Annotated in this window: 10 protein-coding genes, 1 tRNA gene and 1 pseudogene; all 12 read left to right on the top strand. The window is 43.0% G+C overall.

Going from position 1 to position 18,903, the window contains the following annotated elements; all coding sequences use genetic code 11:
* Positions 1-231 precede the first annotated feature (231 nt).
* Positions 232-453, top strand: a pseudogene (locus HC733_RS23610) (DUF7380 domain-containing protein); the annotation flags it as partial.
* Positions 454-534: 81 nt separating this feature from the next.
* Entirely contained in the window at positions 535-1,791 is a 1,257-nt protein-coding gene (locus HC733_RS23500; RefSeq protein WP_446727616.1) for a DUF4209 domain-containing protein, read from the top strand.
* 41 nt (positions 1,792-1,832) lie between these two features.
* Complete coding sequence (locus HC733_RS04745; RefSeq protein WP_190363893.1) at positions 1,833-2,312, top strand: dual specificity protein phosphatase family protein; 480 nt, start codon at positions 1,833-1,835, stop codon at positions 2,310-2,312.
* A gap of 267 nt (positions 2,313-2,579) precedes the next feature.
* On the top strand, positions 2,580-2,807 hold the full coding sequence (locus HC733_RS04740) for a DUF4224 domain-containing protein (RefSeq protein WP_190363892.1): 228 nt from the start codon (positions 2,580-2,582) through the stop codon (positions 2,805-2,807).
* Between the two features lie 6 nt (positions 2,808-2,813).
* On the top strand, positions 2,814-3,893 hold the full coding sequence (locus HC733_RS04735) for a tyrosine-type recombinase/integrase (RefSeq protein ID WP_190363891.1): 1,080 nt from the start codon (positions 2,814-2,816) through the stop codon (positions 3,891-3,893).
* A gap of 276 nt (positions 3,894-4,169) precedes the next feature.
* Positions 4,170-4,245 (top strand) — tRNA-Thr (locus tag HC733_RS04730).
* Positions 4,246-4,590: 345 nt separating this feature from the next.
* Complete coding sequence (gene hpf, locus HC733_RS04725) at positions 4,591-4,947, top strand: ribosome hibernation-promoting factor, HPF/YfiA family (protein WP_190363890.1); 357 nt, start codon at positions 4,591-4,593, stop codon at positions 4,945-4,947.
* Between the two features lie 97 nt (positions 4,948-5,044).
* Complete coding sequence (gene glsB, locus HC733_RS04720; RefSeq protein WP_190363889.1) at positions 5,045-5,962, top strand: glutaminase B; 918 nt, start codon at positions 5,045-5,047, stop codon at positions 5,960-5,962.
* A 394-nt stretch (positions 5,963-6,356) separates the two neighbouring features.
* Positions 6,357-7,604: a hypothetical protein gene (locus HC733_RS04715; protein WP_190363888.1), complete on the top strand. Its 1,248-nt coding sequence runs from the start codon at positions 6,357-6,359 to the stop codon at positions 7,602-7,604.
* A 9-nt stretch (positions 7,605-7,613) separates the two neighbouring features.
* The gene (locus HC733_RS04710) at positions 7,614-8,516 is read left to right on the top strand and encodes a hypothetical protein (protein ID WP_190363887.1); all 903 of its coding nucleotides are present in this window, start codon (positions 7,614-7,616) and stop codon (positions 8,514-8,516) included.
* Between the two features lie 18 nt (positions 8,517-8,534).
* Positions 8,535-9,194 carry a phage tail protein gene (locus tag HC733_RS04705; protein ID WP_190363886.1) on the top strand — a complete coding sequence of 220 codons (660 nt, stop codon included), beginning with the start codon at positions 8,535-8,537 and terminating at the stop codon, positions 9,192-9,194.
* Between the two features lie 137 nt (positions 9,195-9,331).
* On the top strand, positions 9,332-18,880 hold the full coding sequence (locus tag HC733_RS04700; RefSeq protein ID WP_190363885.1) for an Ig-like domain-containing protein: 9,549 nt from the start codon (positions 9,332-9,334) through the stop codon (positions 18,878-18,880).
* Positions 18,881-18,903: the final 23 nt, after the last annotated feature.

Genomic DNA, 18,903 nt, shown 5'->3' with positions numbered 1-18,903 from the left:
CTGCGCAATTCAACGGGGGTAAAAGTGCCTAACGTGTCTTTGTTGTGACGCCAGTGGTCAAATTGTGCTTTAATTTGCTCTAATGATGTTGTGGTATTCATTGATCACACCTTAGTTGTTTAGGTTGCAATCAAGTATGCCGGATGGTTTTTACTTATTTGCGCTATCTTGCCGTAAGGTCACTACAAGTCTAGCTTTAGGGGAAGTGACGGCTGGGAATATACTCAAAATGAGCTTGAAGTTTTAAGTAAGCTTTCTGCTCATATTAATTGCACTGCTTTTGTGGCTCGTATTCATGACTTGTGTTGGCTTTATTCTAAACCTAAGCCGTTCAGCAATGCTTTAAAGGCAATAGACCTCTATTCAAGCTATGCAATAGATGGAGATAGTTGGATCACACTAGGTGTATCTCATTATTACCGAAGGGCATTGCGGCTAGCATGTCAGCTAGGTAAAGGTGCATATGAAAAGGTCACATATATCAAAAGAAAGTTATTCAATGCGATATTTGATAGCTATCCAAATAGTAAGTTTATGAAGATATGGCTTACAGAATTATTGGAAGATTATCAATTGATTGAGTCAACGGAGTTTGAACGTATAGAAGAAGAATTTAACTCATTAATCAATGATTTTCTATGCCATGACAAGTTTTACGAAGCAAGGTTTTACCTTGAGTTTTTATCAAAAAAGTACTATCAGCTTAAACGCAATGATGATTGGGGCAAAGCTTTAATTACAATAGCTAAGACATGGGAAGATGAAGCGTCGATTAGGGAACAAGCGCTTGTGAAAGCTTCACTTTATGAGAACGCTATACAAGCATATTGGAAAGTACCTAATAGTGTTAAAAGTAAGTTCAATATTCATGCAAAGCTATCCGAACTTAAAGTTTTGCATCGTGAGGCTGGCAAGCAAACTCTGGCTGAAATGGTAACCACAAAGGTTAATGTTCCGTTTCCGGAGCGTGATCAGTGGACAGCGTCGGCTATTGAGTATGTATCAGGGAAAGACAGCGCAGAAACAGCAATCCTTTACTTTGCGCATTTAGTTGATGGATTTGATAAATCGCGTCTGGTGGAATCTGAAAATAATGCACCTAGAAGCGTTACAAGTCCGCTCTTTAACACAATTCGTTTCTCGCATGACGGGAGAAAAATTGCAGTTGATAAGGCGTTTGATGAAGTTGAGTTAGATAAACATGATGATCGGCTTTTGTCTAAAGCAGTAGAGGCTGCTGTGCAAATGGCCGATATTATAGTGTGCAGTGATCTGTTACCTGCTCTTGATGAGTTGAACCTTCAATATAATATAAACCTTTCAATGTTTGAAAGTTTGTGTTCGGTGAGCCCTGTGATTCCTTCAAAGCGTTCGAAACTATTTGCAAAGGGGTTATATTTCGGTTTCCAACGAGATTTTACAACAGCAATTCATCTATTGGCTCCTCAATGGGAGCACCTAGTGAGAGATATTCTCAATGAAAGTGGTGTATCAACAACCACAATTGATACCAAGGATGGGATTGCCACAGAGTGTGGGTTATCTACTTTATTAAGTAAACCAGAGTCGGAAGAGATTTTTGATGAAAACTTACTATTTGAGATGAAAGCATTTCTTACACACCCTCACGGCCCCAACTTAAGAAACAATATTGCTCATGGTCTTTTGGATGATGATTATTCAAGTACAGCTTCTTGTGTTTATTGGTGGTGGCGCACTTTGAGGTTTGTTTATACCTCTTTATTCTTGAGTTCGCAATCTGATAGTAAAAGCGAAACAAGTACTAATTAACTGATATATAAAGTGCAAGGTAAGTTATAAGGTGAATGTGTATGTTAAAAATAAGTCATTTAGAATTATATGTTGGGACTAAAGAAGAATACTCTGTTGCAAAGTCGCAAGGAATGAGAATTGTGTGTGCATTAAATCGTGCTGGAGGTTTTGTCACTCATCAGTCGGTAGTGGGATGGACTGGAAGAGGTTGTGATCCAAATCACCCAAACTACTTATTTAAAGAAACAGAAGATGCAATTTATTTAAATATGATTGATGGTGAAGATCCAAAATATGTTAACGATGCGATGATAGATCCAGCCTTAAATTTCATAAAAAGCAACTTAGATCAAGGGTACTCTGTATTTGTATACTGTAGTCTAGGAGAATCTCGAAGTCCTTCGATAGCTCTCATGTATATGCTTGAAAATAATATGATCAGTAAAGAAAATGCTGTAGCTGAGTTTAAGCGAAAGTATTATCCAACTTACTCTCCAAAACTTGGCAACTTAGGATACATTCAACAACGTTGGTTATAGCCTTGGCAAAATTTAAGTGTTTATTGATGAGCTATTTTCTTCTTAAGTAGCTCACTTATTGATTTCCAAATACTACAAATCGCCCCTTTTAATTTCATTCGCACTATTGCAAAACAAAAACTCATAAAGTAGAGTGAAAAACGCTGAAATATTGGGAAATCAGCGAAAATAAGCAGAAGCGAAGTCCTCGAATTATCGCGAATAAGTTAAATCCCAAATTTACTACGACCTTATGGGGTCATGTTTACTTATTCGTAGGAGGACTTTGTGAATACATTCTTATCTAAAACAGAAGTTGCTGAGTTAACTGGCCGTAAGCAGCGCCAGAAACAAGTTGAGCAACTGATCTCAATGCATATCACTTTCACTCTCGATGCCTTTGGCTGGCCTAAAGTTTTGCGTAAAACGATTGAAGCAGAACTGGGCGCTGGTGATAGCTGTCAAATTAAGCGTGGCGGGGCTAAGCTTAGTGATGACGAGCTGTACACAGGGTAAGCGGTCATGGGAAGAAAACGTTCTGCAGAAAATGCAAACCTGCCCAAGGGCATGATCTTTAATAAAAAAGGGAATACCTATTACTTGAGGGCAAGTGGTCAGAAAGATATCCGCCTTGGTAAAACGCTGAGTGAAGCTTTTCGCAATTACTACGCTTACGCTTCGATTAACTTTGAATGTCAAACGATGCATGATTTGATTGACCGCTATCTCAAAGAGATTTCACCCACTAAGGCAGAATCGACCCACAAGAGTAATATTAGTGCGTCAAAGCATTTGATAAAGCGCTTTGGTCATATGAACCCGAGAGTGCTTAGAGCCAAGCATGCTTATCAATACCTTGACCTTAGGAATCGAGAGGGGGCACCGGTAAGAGGCAATCGTGAGTTTGCGTTACTGAGTACCATTATGTCTCATGCTGTGCGTTGGGGCGTAATTGACGACACACCATTTCATGGAATTATACGTAATCCCGAGCAGCCAAGAGATAGATTAGTGACAGATGATGAATTGGCCGTGTTTATTAAGTATTGTCCTCGATGGTTGCAGCTTTATGTGGCATTAAAGCTGGCAACCGGTTTAAGGCAAACTGACATGCTTAAACTCAGCAGTAAAGACTGGGATGACGAAAAAGGATTAAAAGTTCAAGCATCAAAAACGGGTAGTCGATTGCAGTTCGAAGCTGTCGAGCATCTTAGCTTTATCATCAGCGAGCTTAAACAAATCAATGGCTACCGTACGGCCAGAAAACACCGAGCGCCGTTATTGCATTGGTATTTCTTTGCTTCAAGCGCTAATGCGAGAAAGGAACAAGCCCTGACGCCTGACGGTTTTAGAACTGCATGGAACAAAGCGATGCGTGCAGCAATCGAAAGTGGTGACCTACAACCTGAGCAGCGCTTTCAGGATAGAGACTTACGAGCTAAAACAGCAAGTGAATGTGAGACGATTACTCAGGCATTTGAGTTATTGGGCCACTCAAGTGTGGCAACAACAAAGCGTGTTTATCGACGTGGCTACTCACAAGTAACGCCGGTCACGCCTAAGTCGCCAGATGATAAGAAAAAACAAAGCATTGAAAAGTAGTGATAAAAAAGGCATTATTTTTAAATTGAGAATTGTAAGTTTAGCTAAAAATTATAAGCTATTAAAAACAAAGTAATTTTAGCTAAATTAACCATAAATATTAAACCAGACGAAAGTTATAGGAAATATTTTGTGGGTTTGTGTAGTAAAAACAGTATGTTAGATGCACAAGCGTTAAGGGTTGAAAATCCTCGTGTCGGTGGTTCGATTCCGCCTCTGGGCACCATCCTTTTTACTCTCAAAATTAATAAAGCGAAAGGTTTAAAAAATTCATGTGCCGACTTAGCTCAGTTGGTAGAGCAACTGACTTGTAATCAGTAGGTCATCCGTTCGACTCGGATAGTCGGCACCATTTCCTTAGTTATCAAAACAAGCATAGATAATCCATTCACTAGTACTATTATTGATGCTACTAGCACCTTGGTGATCTTTTTCAATCGTCTTTGACTTGTATGAAAGAAACCATTCGCGAATTTATTTGTGTTTGGCGAGTTATTATCCTTCTTGTCAGCGCTTTTCTTAATTAGACTTTTTATTCAAAACCTTATCTTATATTTGCTTTTTTGAGCACTCGTTCCTTTTTTGTGATCTGGCGCATTATTTTCACATTAATGAAAAGAATCTCACTTTTTATCCTTGAGGTTTTAGCAAATGGCCTCAATACTGTAATTGAGGTAAACAAGAAAAGGATAAATATATGAAGATAAATCTTTCGGGCCACCATGTGGATATTACAGATGCAGTAAGAGCTCACGTTCAAGAAAAGTTTGCCAAAACAGCGATACACTTTCCGTCATTATTGTCGCTGGACATCATTATTAGTAAAGATAACAAAAAGTTTAACGCAGAAATTTCAACAACTTATTCAGGTGTGCGCATAGGTGTTAAAGGTGAGGGAGAAGTTATGTACCCCGCAATTGCGAACGCCGCTAAAAAGTTAGATGCCTCTTTAAAACATAGAAAAGGCCAACTAAAAGCGAATTTACACGATAAGCCAGTGAGCACTACCCCAGAAATTGCACACGAGATTATTCAAGAAATGGATTTACGCTAGGTAATAGTGCCTAGTTGTAACACTCACGAAGGGCCTTAACAGGCCCTTTTTTTATGCTAGACTGAGCAACAATTTCAGTTGTTTTTAAGTCGTTTTAATGCCTAATTATCAAGCCGTTCTAGATGCCACTTTTAATTATGTTCAACCTTTGCTTAAAAAAGGTAAAGTCGCAGATTATATCCCTGCATTAGCTGAACAAAAGCTGGGGCAGTTTGCTATGGCATTGCATACTATTGATGGGCAAACTTTTACTGCGGGCAATTGCAATGCACGCTTTACCGTACAATCGGTATCGAAAGTGATGACTTTAACCATGGCACTACAACGTTATGAGGATGAATTGTGGCAAAGGGTAGGCAAAGAACCTTCAGGGACTGCATTTAATTCTCTTACGCAATTAGAGTTTGAAAATGGTATTCCCCGTAATCCGTTTATTAATGCTGGTGCCATTGTTACTTGTGATGCGTTATTTTCTCGTTTGAGCGCACCAATCCATACCATGTTGGAACAATACCGTCGTCAATCGGGTAACGATAAAGTGGTTGTTAACAAGCGTGTCGCACAATCAGAATTTGAGCATCGTTACAGAAATGCGGCTATGGCTTACTTAATGAAATCATTTGGTAACTTTACTAATGATGTTGAAGAGGTGCTTTGGTCGTACTTTAATTATTGCGCCATTGAGGTTAACTGCACTGAACTTGCGCGTACCTTCTCTTATCTTTCAAATCATGGTTTTTGTACACAAAGCCAGCAGCAATTACTCAGTGCCAAACAAACTAAACAGCTAAACTCTCTACTTTTTACCAGTGGCTTATATGATGCAGCGGGCGATTTTGCTTACAGAGTGGGTATGCCTGGCAAGTCAGGCGTATCGGGTACGATCATAGCGGTGGTACCGGGCCAGTTTACGGTGGCTGTTTGGTCGCCGGGGCTAGACAAGTTTGGTAACTCTGTAGCAGGGATAGCGGCACTTGAATATGTTTCTGAACAACTAGGCACTGCCATTTTTTAGTAACCTAACTAGGGCTACTTTTTGGCTGAGAGTAGCTCTCACCTTCTATGAATGAGTTAAATAATCTTACATCTGAGCCGTTAAGGAATGATTTATAAGTAAATTATCGCATTTGTAATGCGTTGTAATTGACTTTAATTAAACAATCAGGTCAAATTCAAACCAACTCAAAATTTCTGTTTTTTTCATACAATTCATAGTGTTAAAGCTATGTTAATTGTTTGGGTGCTGTCATGGTCTTTATTTAGAGTTTATGCACTATTTTCGCTGCGTGTAGTGAAGGGCTGATTTACTGCCCGTTAGAGTAAACGAGGTGATGACAATAACTGCGCATACATAGAGCTTATGAGTTTACAAAGAGGTTGATATTTTTATTTGTTTAAGGTCTGAGAGCATGGCAAGCAACAGTAGAGAAACTCAAAGTTTAATGGGGAAAACACATGAGTTGAGTTCTATCGACCCCAGTCTTGCAAAACTATTAAATCAGTCATTGCGCGACCAGCTATCTCGACAATTAAAAGGTGACGCGTTTGCAAGCTCCGAAGTATTAATCAAGCATTGTTGTAAGCTGGTTGAGTGTTTGCTTGCTAAAACTCAAACGCATGAGCAATTAGTCAGTGTATTTGCCGATTTTTCACAATCACTGATAGAGCTATACCAAAGCTTAGAGCTCACCGAACAAGAAACCACGCACTCTTACGTTAATGCCACCGGTTTAGTGATGGCGGTTAAAGATGCGGTGTCGACGGTCAATGATATTTACCGTGTTAAAGCTTTTATTCGCGCGCTTAAGAACACATTAGATGATGCTGAGTCTCTAAGCTTACAGCCGTTACATTTAGTTTATCCAGCCTGCGGCCCATTTGCGCCACTCGTTTTGCCTTTGTTGTGCTACGTAAAAAAACACAATACTCATCAACGGCCCCTTAAAATCACCTTAATCGATATTCAACCTGGCGCTGAAAAGGTGCTTAAGCGTACCGTTGAGAGTTTGGGGCTAGACTTGCACAGTGTGGACGTGTTGTGTATGGATGTGATGGATTATAAGCCCAGCTTGCCAATCGATATTTTGGTGATTGAAGCGATGCAACATGGCTTAAGTAAAGAAGGGCACTTGAGCTTTATGCGCCATCTAGCGCCGTTTTTATCAACGGATGCTTATTTGTTGCCAAAGGAAATTGTGGTTGAAGCGATATTGGCGGTGCCACAACGTGAATTTGTTGAGCAGTGGCAAGCGCAAGAGCGCAGCCATTCTAGTTTTATCAATGAGCAAATTGAAGCTGAGCGCATCAATCTAGGACCTATTTTTACGCTTAATTTAGACACGCTAAAACATATAACGACCATGCCACTTGGCAATGGTTTTGATTTGATTGAAGCGGGGCAAGTGACTATTCCACAAAATGTGGATGATATGCCGAAACGTATTTTGTTACTGAGCGCTAAACTGCATGTGGATGGGCAAGAGCAAGTTGCACAATATGACTCGGGGATCACCCATCCACTTGCTGATATGTCGGTATGTATTGATTTTAAACCACATGCTTCAGAGCCGGGTGACTTATTGGTAAAAGGTGGAGATAAATTGAAGTTTTACTACAAGCTGTGTGGCATGCCGAGCTTTTTACCTACCATTGCATAAGGGAATAGCATGAAAAAAATAGTTTTAATTGCCTGCTCGGCAGCAGCGGCTCCAGCCATTGAATGTTTAGTACAAATGAACGTGTTGGCAGGGGTGTTGATCACCTACTGCTCAGAGTCAGACGCACAGCAATTGGCGGGTATTACACAGCATTTTGGTGTACCTCATGCCTCTCAAGCACACATTGATAATGATGTATTAGCGTCTGCTAAGCAAAACTGGCAAGGTGATGAGTTTATTAGCTATCACTTGCCATATGAACTGTTACGCAATGTACAAAGTGAGCAAGATGTGGTGCAAGTTCAAGTTGCACAATACAGTAACGCAACGGTTGAGCATGCCTTGTTTCAAACCATTCATAGTCAACAGTCTCATTGTGTTCTTAGCGCTGTAAGTATTAAGCATCAACAAGTTTTACTGAGTCACAGCGTGGCTGTGGAGAGTGAGGATACAGCGGGTACTTTACATAAAAAGCTGCTCACGCAGTTACCTAGTTTGTTACAGCAGCTTGTTAGTGAATTCGATAGCTTGTATGACGCTCAGTCATTTGTGCAGTTTGCACCAGAAACTTTATCTTCACTGGACGAATCACACTTATTTACCAACTTACAGACCGATAGCGCAGAGCAGGTTATTATTTTAACCCGAGCGGCAAATCCATATTTTGGTGGTGCCCGCTTACACATTGGTAAAGCCGTTTGCCAATTAATGCAAGTCTCCTTAACTGAACAACCCACCTTTGGGGTGAAAGCCGGTACCGTGGTTGCGCTATCAAAATCAGGCGGATTAATCATAGCGCTTCGCAACGAGCAGACGCTGAAGCTCGATGTAGTCAGCAGTGCAGAGGGCGTATTTGACGGTTATCGTTTTGCTATGCAGGCCAAACTACAAGCAGGTATGAATTTAAAATAATAAAGAAGGAAGAAAAACATGAGTATAGATGCAAAAATTGGTGATATCGAAATGGTGGCATACCACTTTGTACCGCGCGGTTATTTTTCGTGTACAGGAGGGCTTGTAAGTATTGCTACTCAATCGACTATGTTCTCTTTGTTGGGGACGGCGTACGGTGGTGACGGTCGCTCAACCTTTGGTTTGCCCGACTTTCGTGGTCGTGCTGCGGTGGGTGATGGTTACGGAACAGGCTTAACGCCTAGAGTACAAGGTAACCTATTTGGCGCTGAATATAACGTTTTAACGGTTTCTCAGATGCCGTCACATTATCACTTGGCCGTAGCAGAAGCACAAGCTACAACTACAGTGGATGGTTTTGCTGGTACTTTAACAGTGAACGCTAAAAACGGCTTGGGTGATACCGATGATGCAGAGGGTGCGTATTGGGCTACTGGTGAAGTTGTAAATGGTTTAGCTAAAACACCTATCAGTAAAGCTTATTCAACTACCTCAGATGTGAAAATGGCGCAAGATGCTGTGGAAATATCTGGGACTTTTCATCAGGCACAAACTGCTGTGCAAGTGAAAGTGGGCGTGCAAAATACTGGTGGAGCAATGCCTATTTATAATTGTCAACCGAGCTCAGTCACAAAGTTTGTCATTGCCAATATAGGGCTTTACCCAACACGTAGTTAATGTTTTTTGGCGCTTAATTCTAAGCGCCTTCTTTATTTTTTGATTTTTGAGGAAATCTATATGTATCTCAGCTGGATGAAGGTGGGCTCTTTTGAGCTCGGCTTGATTGAACATATGCATGAAAAAGGAGGTTTTCAATGAACGTTAAACAAATGTTTAATGTGTTAAGTGCCTTGATTTTTGCGTCAATTTCTCTTGTTGGTAAGGCCTACGCTGCGCAAACAATTAGTTTTGATAATATAGATGGAACCGACTCCGGCGGCACTGGATTTAGAACCGTGACGGGTCATAGCGGTTATTTAGTACCCAACAGTTTAAAAGATTATGGTGTTGAAAGTATTAACCCTTATATTGCGGGGTCACCACAAACTTTTATATTTAAAGCCGACGGCAACAATGTGACACACTTTGATGTCACCGATATTAAAATACATGCTTATGATTCAACACTAGTCGAACTGACTGCAGCTACTCAAGTCGTTTTTAAAAATGCCAATGGTGATACGCTTTCAACGCTTAAATTGTCGGAGCAAACTCGGCTTTCAAACAGTACTTCGGCCGGTTTAGCTGACCTTTTTGGTTCTTTTCAACCGGTTGCTGGCGTCTCTTCTATTGAATTTACAGTATTCGAATCCGGTCGAGGGAATTTTATTTTTAACGTATCATTCCTCAGTTTGATCGTTGACAATGTCAATGCGCAATTAAATTCAGCTCCAACCGTATCTGGCGCGCCGTCAGATATTAGTGTGTTAGAAGATACTGCAAGTAACGTTACTCTATCTGCAGTTGAATTTGCTGACGCTGAAAACGATGCGCTCACCGTGACTTTAACGGTCAATAACGGCACATTTGAAAGCTTATCGAGCGCGGGGACGTTAACTAGCCGCGCACTTTCGAGTGATAAAAAAATGATCACCCTCGTTGGCAGTGCCGCGAATATTAACGCCTTTTTAGATACCGCAAGCAATATCACTTATAAATCAGTGAGTGATGCCAGTGGTGACAACCAAGCGCTGATCACCATAACAGCCTATGATGGCAACAGTAACCTTGCGAGTAACCCAACGGTTAACCTTGATATTACCGAAGTGAATGATGCGCCAACGTTGAGCTTGGGTAGCAATATTTCAATTGGGGGAGACGCAGCAGCGGGTAATCAACAAGTGGTTGCTAACTTTGCGTCGATGAGCAGTGATGGTGACGCGAACGCAGTACAATCGGTCAGTAGTTACCTGGTGAGTGAACAAAGTGATGCCAATAATGTGGTGTCAAATATATCAATTAACACCAGTGGCCAATTGTCTTACACGCCAGCTGTGAATGTGAGTGGTACTGCCACTATCGCGGTGCAAGTACAAGATAATGGCGGTACGGCCAACGATGGGGTGGATACCTCTGCTGAAAAAACCTTTACCATCACGGTTGATACAATTAAGCCGACGGTAAGCTCGGTTACTACGTCCACGAGTGCAAGCTATAAAGAAAATGACACCATTGATTTTGTGGTCAATGTATCTGAAGCATTGGATGTAACCACAACCTCAGGTACTGCGCGTATTGCCCTAAAAGTGGGGAGCACAACGCGTTACGCAAGCTACCATAGTAGTGACAGCAGCAAAACCGCGCTGACTTTTAGATACACAGTACAGGCTGGCGATAATGATACAGATGGCCTAGAGCTTGGCAGTGTGGTAGATACTAATGGTGGTACTATCCAAGATGCGTCGGGCAATAGTTTAAATGTATCGCTCGCCAATGTGGCTGATTTAACGGGTATACGTGTTGATACCACGCAACCCAAAGTGTCTTCGCTGACGCCACCGAGCAATAAAACCTATATATTGGGTGAATCGCTTGATTTTACCGCGCAGTTATCTGAGGCGGTGACGCTCAATACTTCTGCAGGTAAGCCTCAACTTAACCTGACCATTGGTAGCAAAACGGTTGCACTCGATACCAGCACAACCACATCGCCTACTAGCGAATTACAGTTCTCTTATACTGTGGTGCAAGGCGATGAAGATTTAGATGGAATCAATATCACCAGTTTTGCACTGAATAACGCGGTGCTGAACGATACGGCAGGCAATACCTTTGATACCACGCTAAGTAGCGTTAATACTGACAACGTACTGGTTGATACCATTGCCCCTACGGTTTCGAGTGTTTCCTCCTCAAAAGCCGATGGTACTTATAAAGTGGGTGATGAAATTGCGATTCAGGTGACGTTTTCTGAAAATATCGCTGTAACAGGCACACCCACTTTAACGCTTGAAACCGGTGATGTTGATAGAGTTGTCAACTTCACTTCAGCATCTGATTCTGTTGTGACCTTTAACTACACAGTGCAAACGGGTGATGTCAGCGGCGACCTTGATTATGTTTCAACGACTGCGCTAAATCTCAACGGTGGCACAATTAAAGATACGGCAGGTAATGATGCAACATTGACACTAGCAACACCGAGTGCGGCCAACTCGATTGCTGCCAACAAGGCCCTAGTTATTGATGGGGTTGCACCTAGCATTGATACTGCGGGCTCTTCTACCGCCAATAGTGGTTTTGGTGTTTCAGCAAGTGGTGGCTTAACGCTTAAGTTCTCTGAAACGATGAAGTTGGGCACGAGCGGCACGATCACCTTAGTAGATAGTAACGGCAATGTGATTGAAACTTTTACCATTAATGGTGGTGCTATAACGGGTAGTAATGGCGGTGCGGCTAGTTTATCTGGTGACACGTTAACACTGAACCCCGGTGCGAACTTGTCTGCGGGTGTGAGCTATGCAGTGCGCATGGACTCAGGCTTTTTAACCGATCAAAACGGCAATGCTTTTGCTGGTTTTAGTGACAATACAGGTTTTGCCTTTACGGTTGCACCGAATGTTGAACTGAGTGTTGATAATACAACGGTCAGTGAAAAAGGCGGCATTGCTACGGTGACGCTTGCTCTGAAAGATGCAGCTGGCAACGCAGTGAATGCTACCAATGCAGTGACGGTGAGTATCGATATTACAGGCACAGCAACGGGCTCAGGCACTGACTACAGTGTATCTGACAACATCAGCAACAGCGTGACGATTGCTGCGGGCAGTGCTTCTCAAACATTTAAAGTAACTGCCGTTGACGACAGTGTTATTGATGACAACGAAACTGTGATCATCGATATTTCAGCAGTTACAACCAATAACGCCGTGGAATCTGGTACACAAACGGTGACTATTACGTTGGATGAAAACGACGCGCCAGTCTTTACAAGCCTTGATGGCACACCCATATTTACTGAAAATGGTTCAGCAGTGGTGTTGGATGCCAACGTTACAGTATCGGATACTGAACTGGATGCACTTAATAGCAACAATGGTAACTATGATGGTGCGAGCGTTACCATTGTCCGAGCTGGTGGTGCTAACGGCAGCGATGTTTTTGCTAATACAGGTTCGTTAGGGGCGTTAGTTGAAGGCCAAAGTTTTGAGTACAGCAGTGTTGCCGTTGGTACCGTTACCACCAATAGTGCGGGTACCTTGAAACTGACCTTCAACAGCAGTGCCACAACGTCAATCGTTGCTGGTGTATTGCAAAGTATCACCTACTCAAATAGCTCAGAAGCACCGGGTGCCTCAGCTACGCTTACTTGGGCATTTAACGATGGTGTAACAAGTAGTACGGGTACAAACCAAGCTGTTGTTAGCATTACGGAAGTGAACGATGCGCCAACGTTAGATGATTCTCAAACGCCGGTATTCACAACCATTACAGAAGACATTTCGAGTACGAGTAACACTGGAAGTGGCATTGCAACCTTGGTGGTTGATAGCTCGATAGGTGATGTTGACGGTAGTGCGGTTGAAGCTATTGCGGTTACTGGCATTGATAACCGCAACGGCATGTGGCAATACAGCACGGATAACGGCAGCAACTGGAGTGATTTCAGTACGACATCAAGCCAAAATGTTGACTTAACAACAGCGGCTCGTCTGCTAGATGGGTCGCTCAGTGGTGTGAATACACATAGAGTTCGTTTTGTACCAAATGCAAATTACAACGGTACATCAAGCATAACTTTTGTGGCATGGGATAAGTCTGCTGGCACCACAGGTGATGTAACGGATGCGACCAGTAAAGGTGGCTCGACCGCATTCTCAAATGCCTCTGATACAGCAACAATTACCATCACTTCTGTTAATGATGCGCCTACAGTCAAAAGTAACCGTGGCTTGAGCATAAGCGAAGGTAGCAAAGGCTTTATCCTTAAAGATCGCTTCATGGCTGAAGATGTAGACGATGACAGCGAAGGTTTAACTTATACAGTGACGACGTTGCCATCACATGGCCATTTGTATATTGATGCAAATACAGATAGAAACCCAGTTGACAGCGAAAAGCTAACGCTCAATGCAACCTTCACGCAAAAAAATGTCGACGACATCATGTTAATTTATGTGCATGATGGCAGCGAAACCAAATCAGACAGCTTTATGTTTTCGCTCGCTGATGGCGGTGAGGACAATGCGGCACCAGTGACTGGGCAAACCTTCAATTTTACCGTGTATCCAGTTAATGATGCTGTGTCTGTTACGACACCACCTGCCAATGTTTTGGTGATAGAAGATGCCAGCTCAAACTTGGATTTATCGGCTCTGACGCTTATTGACCCTGATAGCGCGAGCGTGACATTAACGATCAAAGTGGACAAGGGATTGTTTGGAACGCCAGCTGACGGTGCAAGTGTTGGGGTGACGGCAAGCTTATCGCAAGACGGTAAAACCATTACTTTAACAGGATCACCAAGTGCGATTGATACCTACCTCAATACTGCTTCAAATCTTACATACACAGGTGAGAGTAACAGCCAAGGTAATGACCAAGCATTGATCACTATCAGCGGCAGTGACGGTAGTAGTTCAGGGCAGCTGGCAACAGTGAATATTGATATTACCGATGTAAACGATGCGCCGATAATCAATAACCTTAATGGCGAGCAGTTTGATTACAACGCTTCAGCGCAAAGCTTTGTGATTGTAAATCAAAACAGTGCAGTAACGGTGACAGACATAGATACCGATACGTTCAATGGTGGCGTGTTAACGGTATCGATTGCCAGTGGTGCACAAACTGCGGAAGATGTTTTAGCGATTGATGACAGCAGCGCTGAAATCTCATTGAACAATGGTCAGGTTGAATATAACCAAACCAGTGTGGGTAGTTACACCGGTGGTAGCAATGGCAATAACCTAATTATTACCTTCAACAGCAATGCCACCAATGCCGTTGTGGCAGCAGTTATCAATGCCATTGAATATGACAATAGCCAAGACTCAGCCGGCACGGCGGGTGATCGTGTGGTGCGTTTTGTGTTAGCCGATGGTGAGGGCGGCACATCAGCCAATGCGGATGTGACCATTAACTTAACGGTGAATACAGCGCCGACTTTGAGCTTAGCAACCACACTTAATTACATCGAGAACGATGCTGCGACTATCATTGATAGCCAAGCAACCGCCAATGATGCGGATGGTGATACAAACTGGCAAGGTAATGGTGCAAAACTTGTGGCATCAATTACCGCGAATGGCTTAGCAGAAGATACGCTGACTATTGATACCAGTGGCGACTTTAGCATTAGCAATGGCAAGTTGAGTTATCAAAGCACTGTAATTGGTAGCCTCGAGGAGACAAGTGGCACTGCAAATGATGGTGTTGTGACTGGCAGCGATACGCTAACAGTTAACTTAACTGCGGGCAGCAACGCGATCGTGCAAGCGCTGGTAAGAGCGCTTAGCTATGAAAATAGTTCAGAGGATCCGTCAACAACACCTAGAAACGTTAAAGTTCAACTAACTGACACGCTTGCAGGTACAGTATCTGAATCAATTAGTATTGTGGTTAAGGCTGTGAATGACGCGCCAACTATTACGGGTACGCCAGCTGTAACTGTAGCGCAAGATCAAGCTTATCGCTTTGTACCAGAGGGCAAAGATGTTGACTCTAAAACACTTGCGTATGCGCTTGAGAACAACCCTAAATGGTTAAGTATCAATAAGAATACTGGAGAGCTCAGCGGCACACCAGGCAACGTTGATGTAGGTACTACAAAAGGTATTGTGGTGTCAGTATCGGATGGTGAATTATCAGCAAAACTGCCAGCCTTTGATTTGACCGTTACCAATGTTAATGATGCTCCTACTATAAGTGGCTCTCCAAGAACCAGTGTAAATGAGCGCCAGCTTTATACTTTTACTCCTAAAGCAATTGATATTGATGGTGATAAACTCACCTATAGCGTTGCTAACAAACCTGCATGGCTAAGCTTAAATACTGCAACAGGGGGGCTGTCGGGCACACCAGTACAAAGTGATGTTGGCACGACGAATAATATCGTACTAACGGTGTCGGATGGCAAATTACAAGCGAGCTTGCCTGCATTCTCACTAGCCGTAATTAATGTTAATGATGCGCCGACTATTTCGGGTCTGCCAGCGACCTCTGTACTTGAAGGTGATAGTTATAGCTTTACACCTATTGCTCAAGATATTGATAGTGAAAACTTAACCTTTAATATTGAAAACAAGCCGACTTGGGCGTCGTTTAATACCCAAACCGGTGAGTTATCAGGCACACCAACGGGTGACGATATAGGTGTAACAGGCAACGTATCAATCACTGTATCTGATGGTCAGCTATCCGCTGCGTTAAAACCATTTAACTTAACTGTCAGTGTTCGCAATACAGCGCCGAAAGCAAGTCCACAAACAGCAAAAGTAGATGAAGATGGCCGCGTTGTTATCGAAGCTCAAGTGAGTGATGAGCAAGGTGATAAATTAGCTTTAACCGTACAAACACAGCCACAAAATGGGGTGTTAAGTTCGGCTGAAGGCGGTTGGGTATATACCCCAAATACTAACTTCAACGGTCAAGATAGTTTTGCTTATATTGCCAGCGATGGAGAGCTAACGTCGGAAGTTGCAACGGTTAGTGTAACGGTTAATCCAATCAATGATGCGCCAACAGCGCAAGATGACAGCATTACACTGACTAAAACAGCAAATGATAGCTATACGCTTGCTGTATTAGGTAACGATGCAGATGTCGACGGTGATGCACTGCGCATTGAAGGGGTTACGGCAAGTCTCGGTACTGCTACCGCTACTGATTCAATAATTAGCTATCAAGCCCCGACAGGCTACGTTGGTGCAGTGTCGTTGTCGTACTCTGTGACTGATGGTGCCAAGGGTCGAGCGAATGCTCAGGTTAACTTAATTATTGAAGGTAATCGCAATACACAAGCGCCGACACTCACTTTACCTGCTGACTTAACCGTTAATGCAACAGGGTTATTTACGAAAGTAAACTTAGGTGTTGCATCGGCTAAAGACAGTCAGGGCAATGTACTTCCAGTTTCGTTAGTGGATGCTAAAACGGTATTTGCACCAGGAAAGCACAATGTATATTGGCAAACTCAAGACAGTGCTGGGTTAGAAACTATTGCTTCACAGCTGCTGAATGTAAAACCACTTGTTTCTTTGAGTAAAGATCAGGTTGTTACGGAAGGGTCTGAGGTAACCGTACAAGTGATGCTAAATGGAGTTTCACCAACTTACCCATTAGATATTCCTTACACTATTGGTGGTACAGCTTCGCAAAGTGATCACAGTGCACAAAGCGGTGTCGTAACTATTTATAGTGGTACACAAGCGACAATCAACTTTACGGTATTAGTAGATGCTATTGCTGAACAAGAAGAAACCGTGATAGTGACACTGAGTTCGGCTTTAAACCTTGGCAACAAACAGCAAACGGTTATCCGTATTCGCGAAAGCAATATTGCGCCTACGTTGAGCTTAAACGTGCAGCAGCAAGCAGAAACTCGCTTGACTGTGAGCCAAGCTGGTGGTGCTGTGACTATCAACGCCGTTGCTCAAGATGCCAACCCAGCCGATAAACTAACTGTGAGTTGGTTATCAGATTTAAGCAATATGAGTGGCGAGCAAGCGAGTTTTGTGTTTGACCCAACTGCAGTCTCTATAGGTGTGCATGCCATTAAAGCGATTGTTACAGATAATGGCTCGCCAGTGCTGAGCGCAACAGAGACTGTGTATGTAGAAGTGATTGAACAACTTGCCGCTTTAAGTGAATTTGACACGGATGGAGATTTAATTCCTGACAGTGAAGAAGGTTACAAAGACTCTGATGGGGATGGTATCGCAGACTACCTTGATGCGATTGACGAATGTAACGTAGTGCCTGCTCAAGTAAGTAACCAAACCGCGTTCTTAGCAGAAGGTGACCCTGGGGTCTGTTTACGTCGCGGTGCGGTGGCTGCACTTAGCAATACGGGAGGTTTGCAGCTAGAGTCTGATGAGCAGCAAGGTATTGTGCGTGATACACAAGCCAAAAACATAGGTGGTATTTTTGACTACATTGCGTATGGTCTTCCCGAGCACGGGCAAAACTACAACCTAGTATTGCCTCAGCAACTACCTATTCCTGCTAATGCTGTTTATCGCAAATACACGCAAGCTAAAGGCTGGGGAGAATTTGTTGAAGATGAAAACAACCAAGTGTTCAGTGCCGCTGGTGAATTTGGTTATTGCCCACCACCGGGAGATGCTCTGTGGCAAGCGGGCCTAACCGAAGGTCATTGGTGTGTGCAGCTGCTAGTGCAAGATGGCGGACCAAATGATGCTGATGGCGAGGCGAATGGTACTGTTGTTGACCCAAGTGGTGTTGCAGTTTATCTCAGTGATAATACCCAGCCAGTAGCAAGCGAAGACAGTGCTATCTTGTCTTGGAATAGTAGCTTGGAGATTGATGTACTTGCGAACGACAGTGACGCAGACAGCGATGCTTTAACTTTGTCGCATGTGTCAGCGCAGTTTGGCGTAGTTGAGATCACGGCGCAACAAACAGTTAAGTACACGGCTGCTGAAAACTTTGTGGGGGTAGATGTTGTGACATACAGCATTACCGATGGTCAAGGTGGTACAGCACATAGCCAAGTTATTGTTGACGTAATAGGTAACCGAGCGCCATTGGTACAAGGTGAGCAAGTAATTGCGCTTCATCACAAACAAACTATCATCGACGTTTTGGCAAACGACAGCGACCCAGACGGCGATAGCTTAGCTGTGAGCACCGCAGTGGCAGATAATGGAGAAGTGAGTATTATTGATGGCAGCAAGCTTAGTTACATATCTAACGTTGGTTTTTCAGGCGTTGATACTGTGAGTTACATAGTGCGTGATGAGCAAGGTGCAACCAGTAATGGCATGGTACAGGTGCAAGTCACTGCAAACCGATTACCGATAGCACAATCAGACGTTGCACGGGTAAGTGCAGGTGCAAGCATTAATATTGATGTGCTTGCCAATGACAGCGACGCCGATGGTGATGAACTGACCATTATTGAAGTATCTGCATTACAAGGAAGCGTGAGTATTCAACAGGGCACACTGTTGGTTTACACGGCGAAGGCGGGCTTTAGCGGTACTGATACCATTAGCTATACCATAAGTGATGGTTATGGGGCACCAGTGACAAGCAGTGTGAGTGTTACCGTACAACGCACCGGTACAAATGTTGATGGTCAAGGCGGTAATAATCACAGTAGATCTTCTGGTGGGGCACTATGGTGGTTGTACATATTGATGTGTACGGCTGCAATCAGAGGGCGTGCACAGAAAAAGTAAACGTTTACCATTTTACTATTTGA

Source organism: Pseudoalteromonas sp. S16_S37 (genome assembly GCF_014694405.1).
Classification (GTDB): Bacteria; Pseudomonadota; Gammaproteobacteria; order Enterobacterales; family Alteromonadaceae; genus Pseudoalteromonas.
The sequence above is the reverse complement of the archived record's forward strand: the minus strand, read 5'-3'. Positions and strand labels throughout refer to the sequence as shown.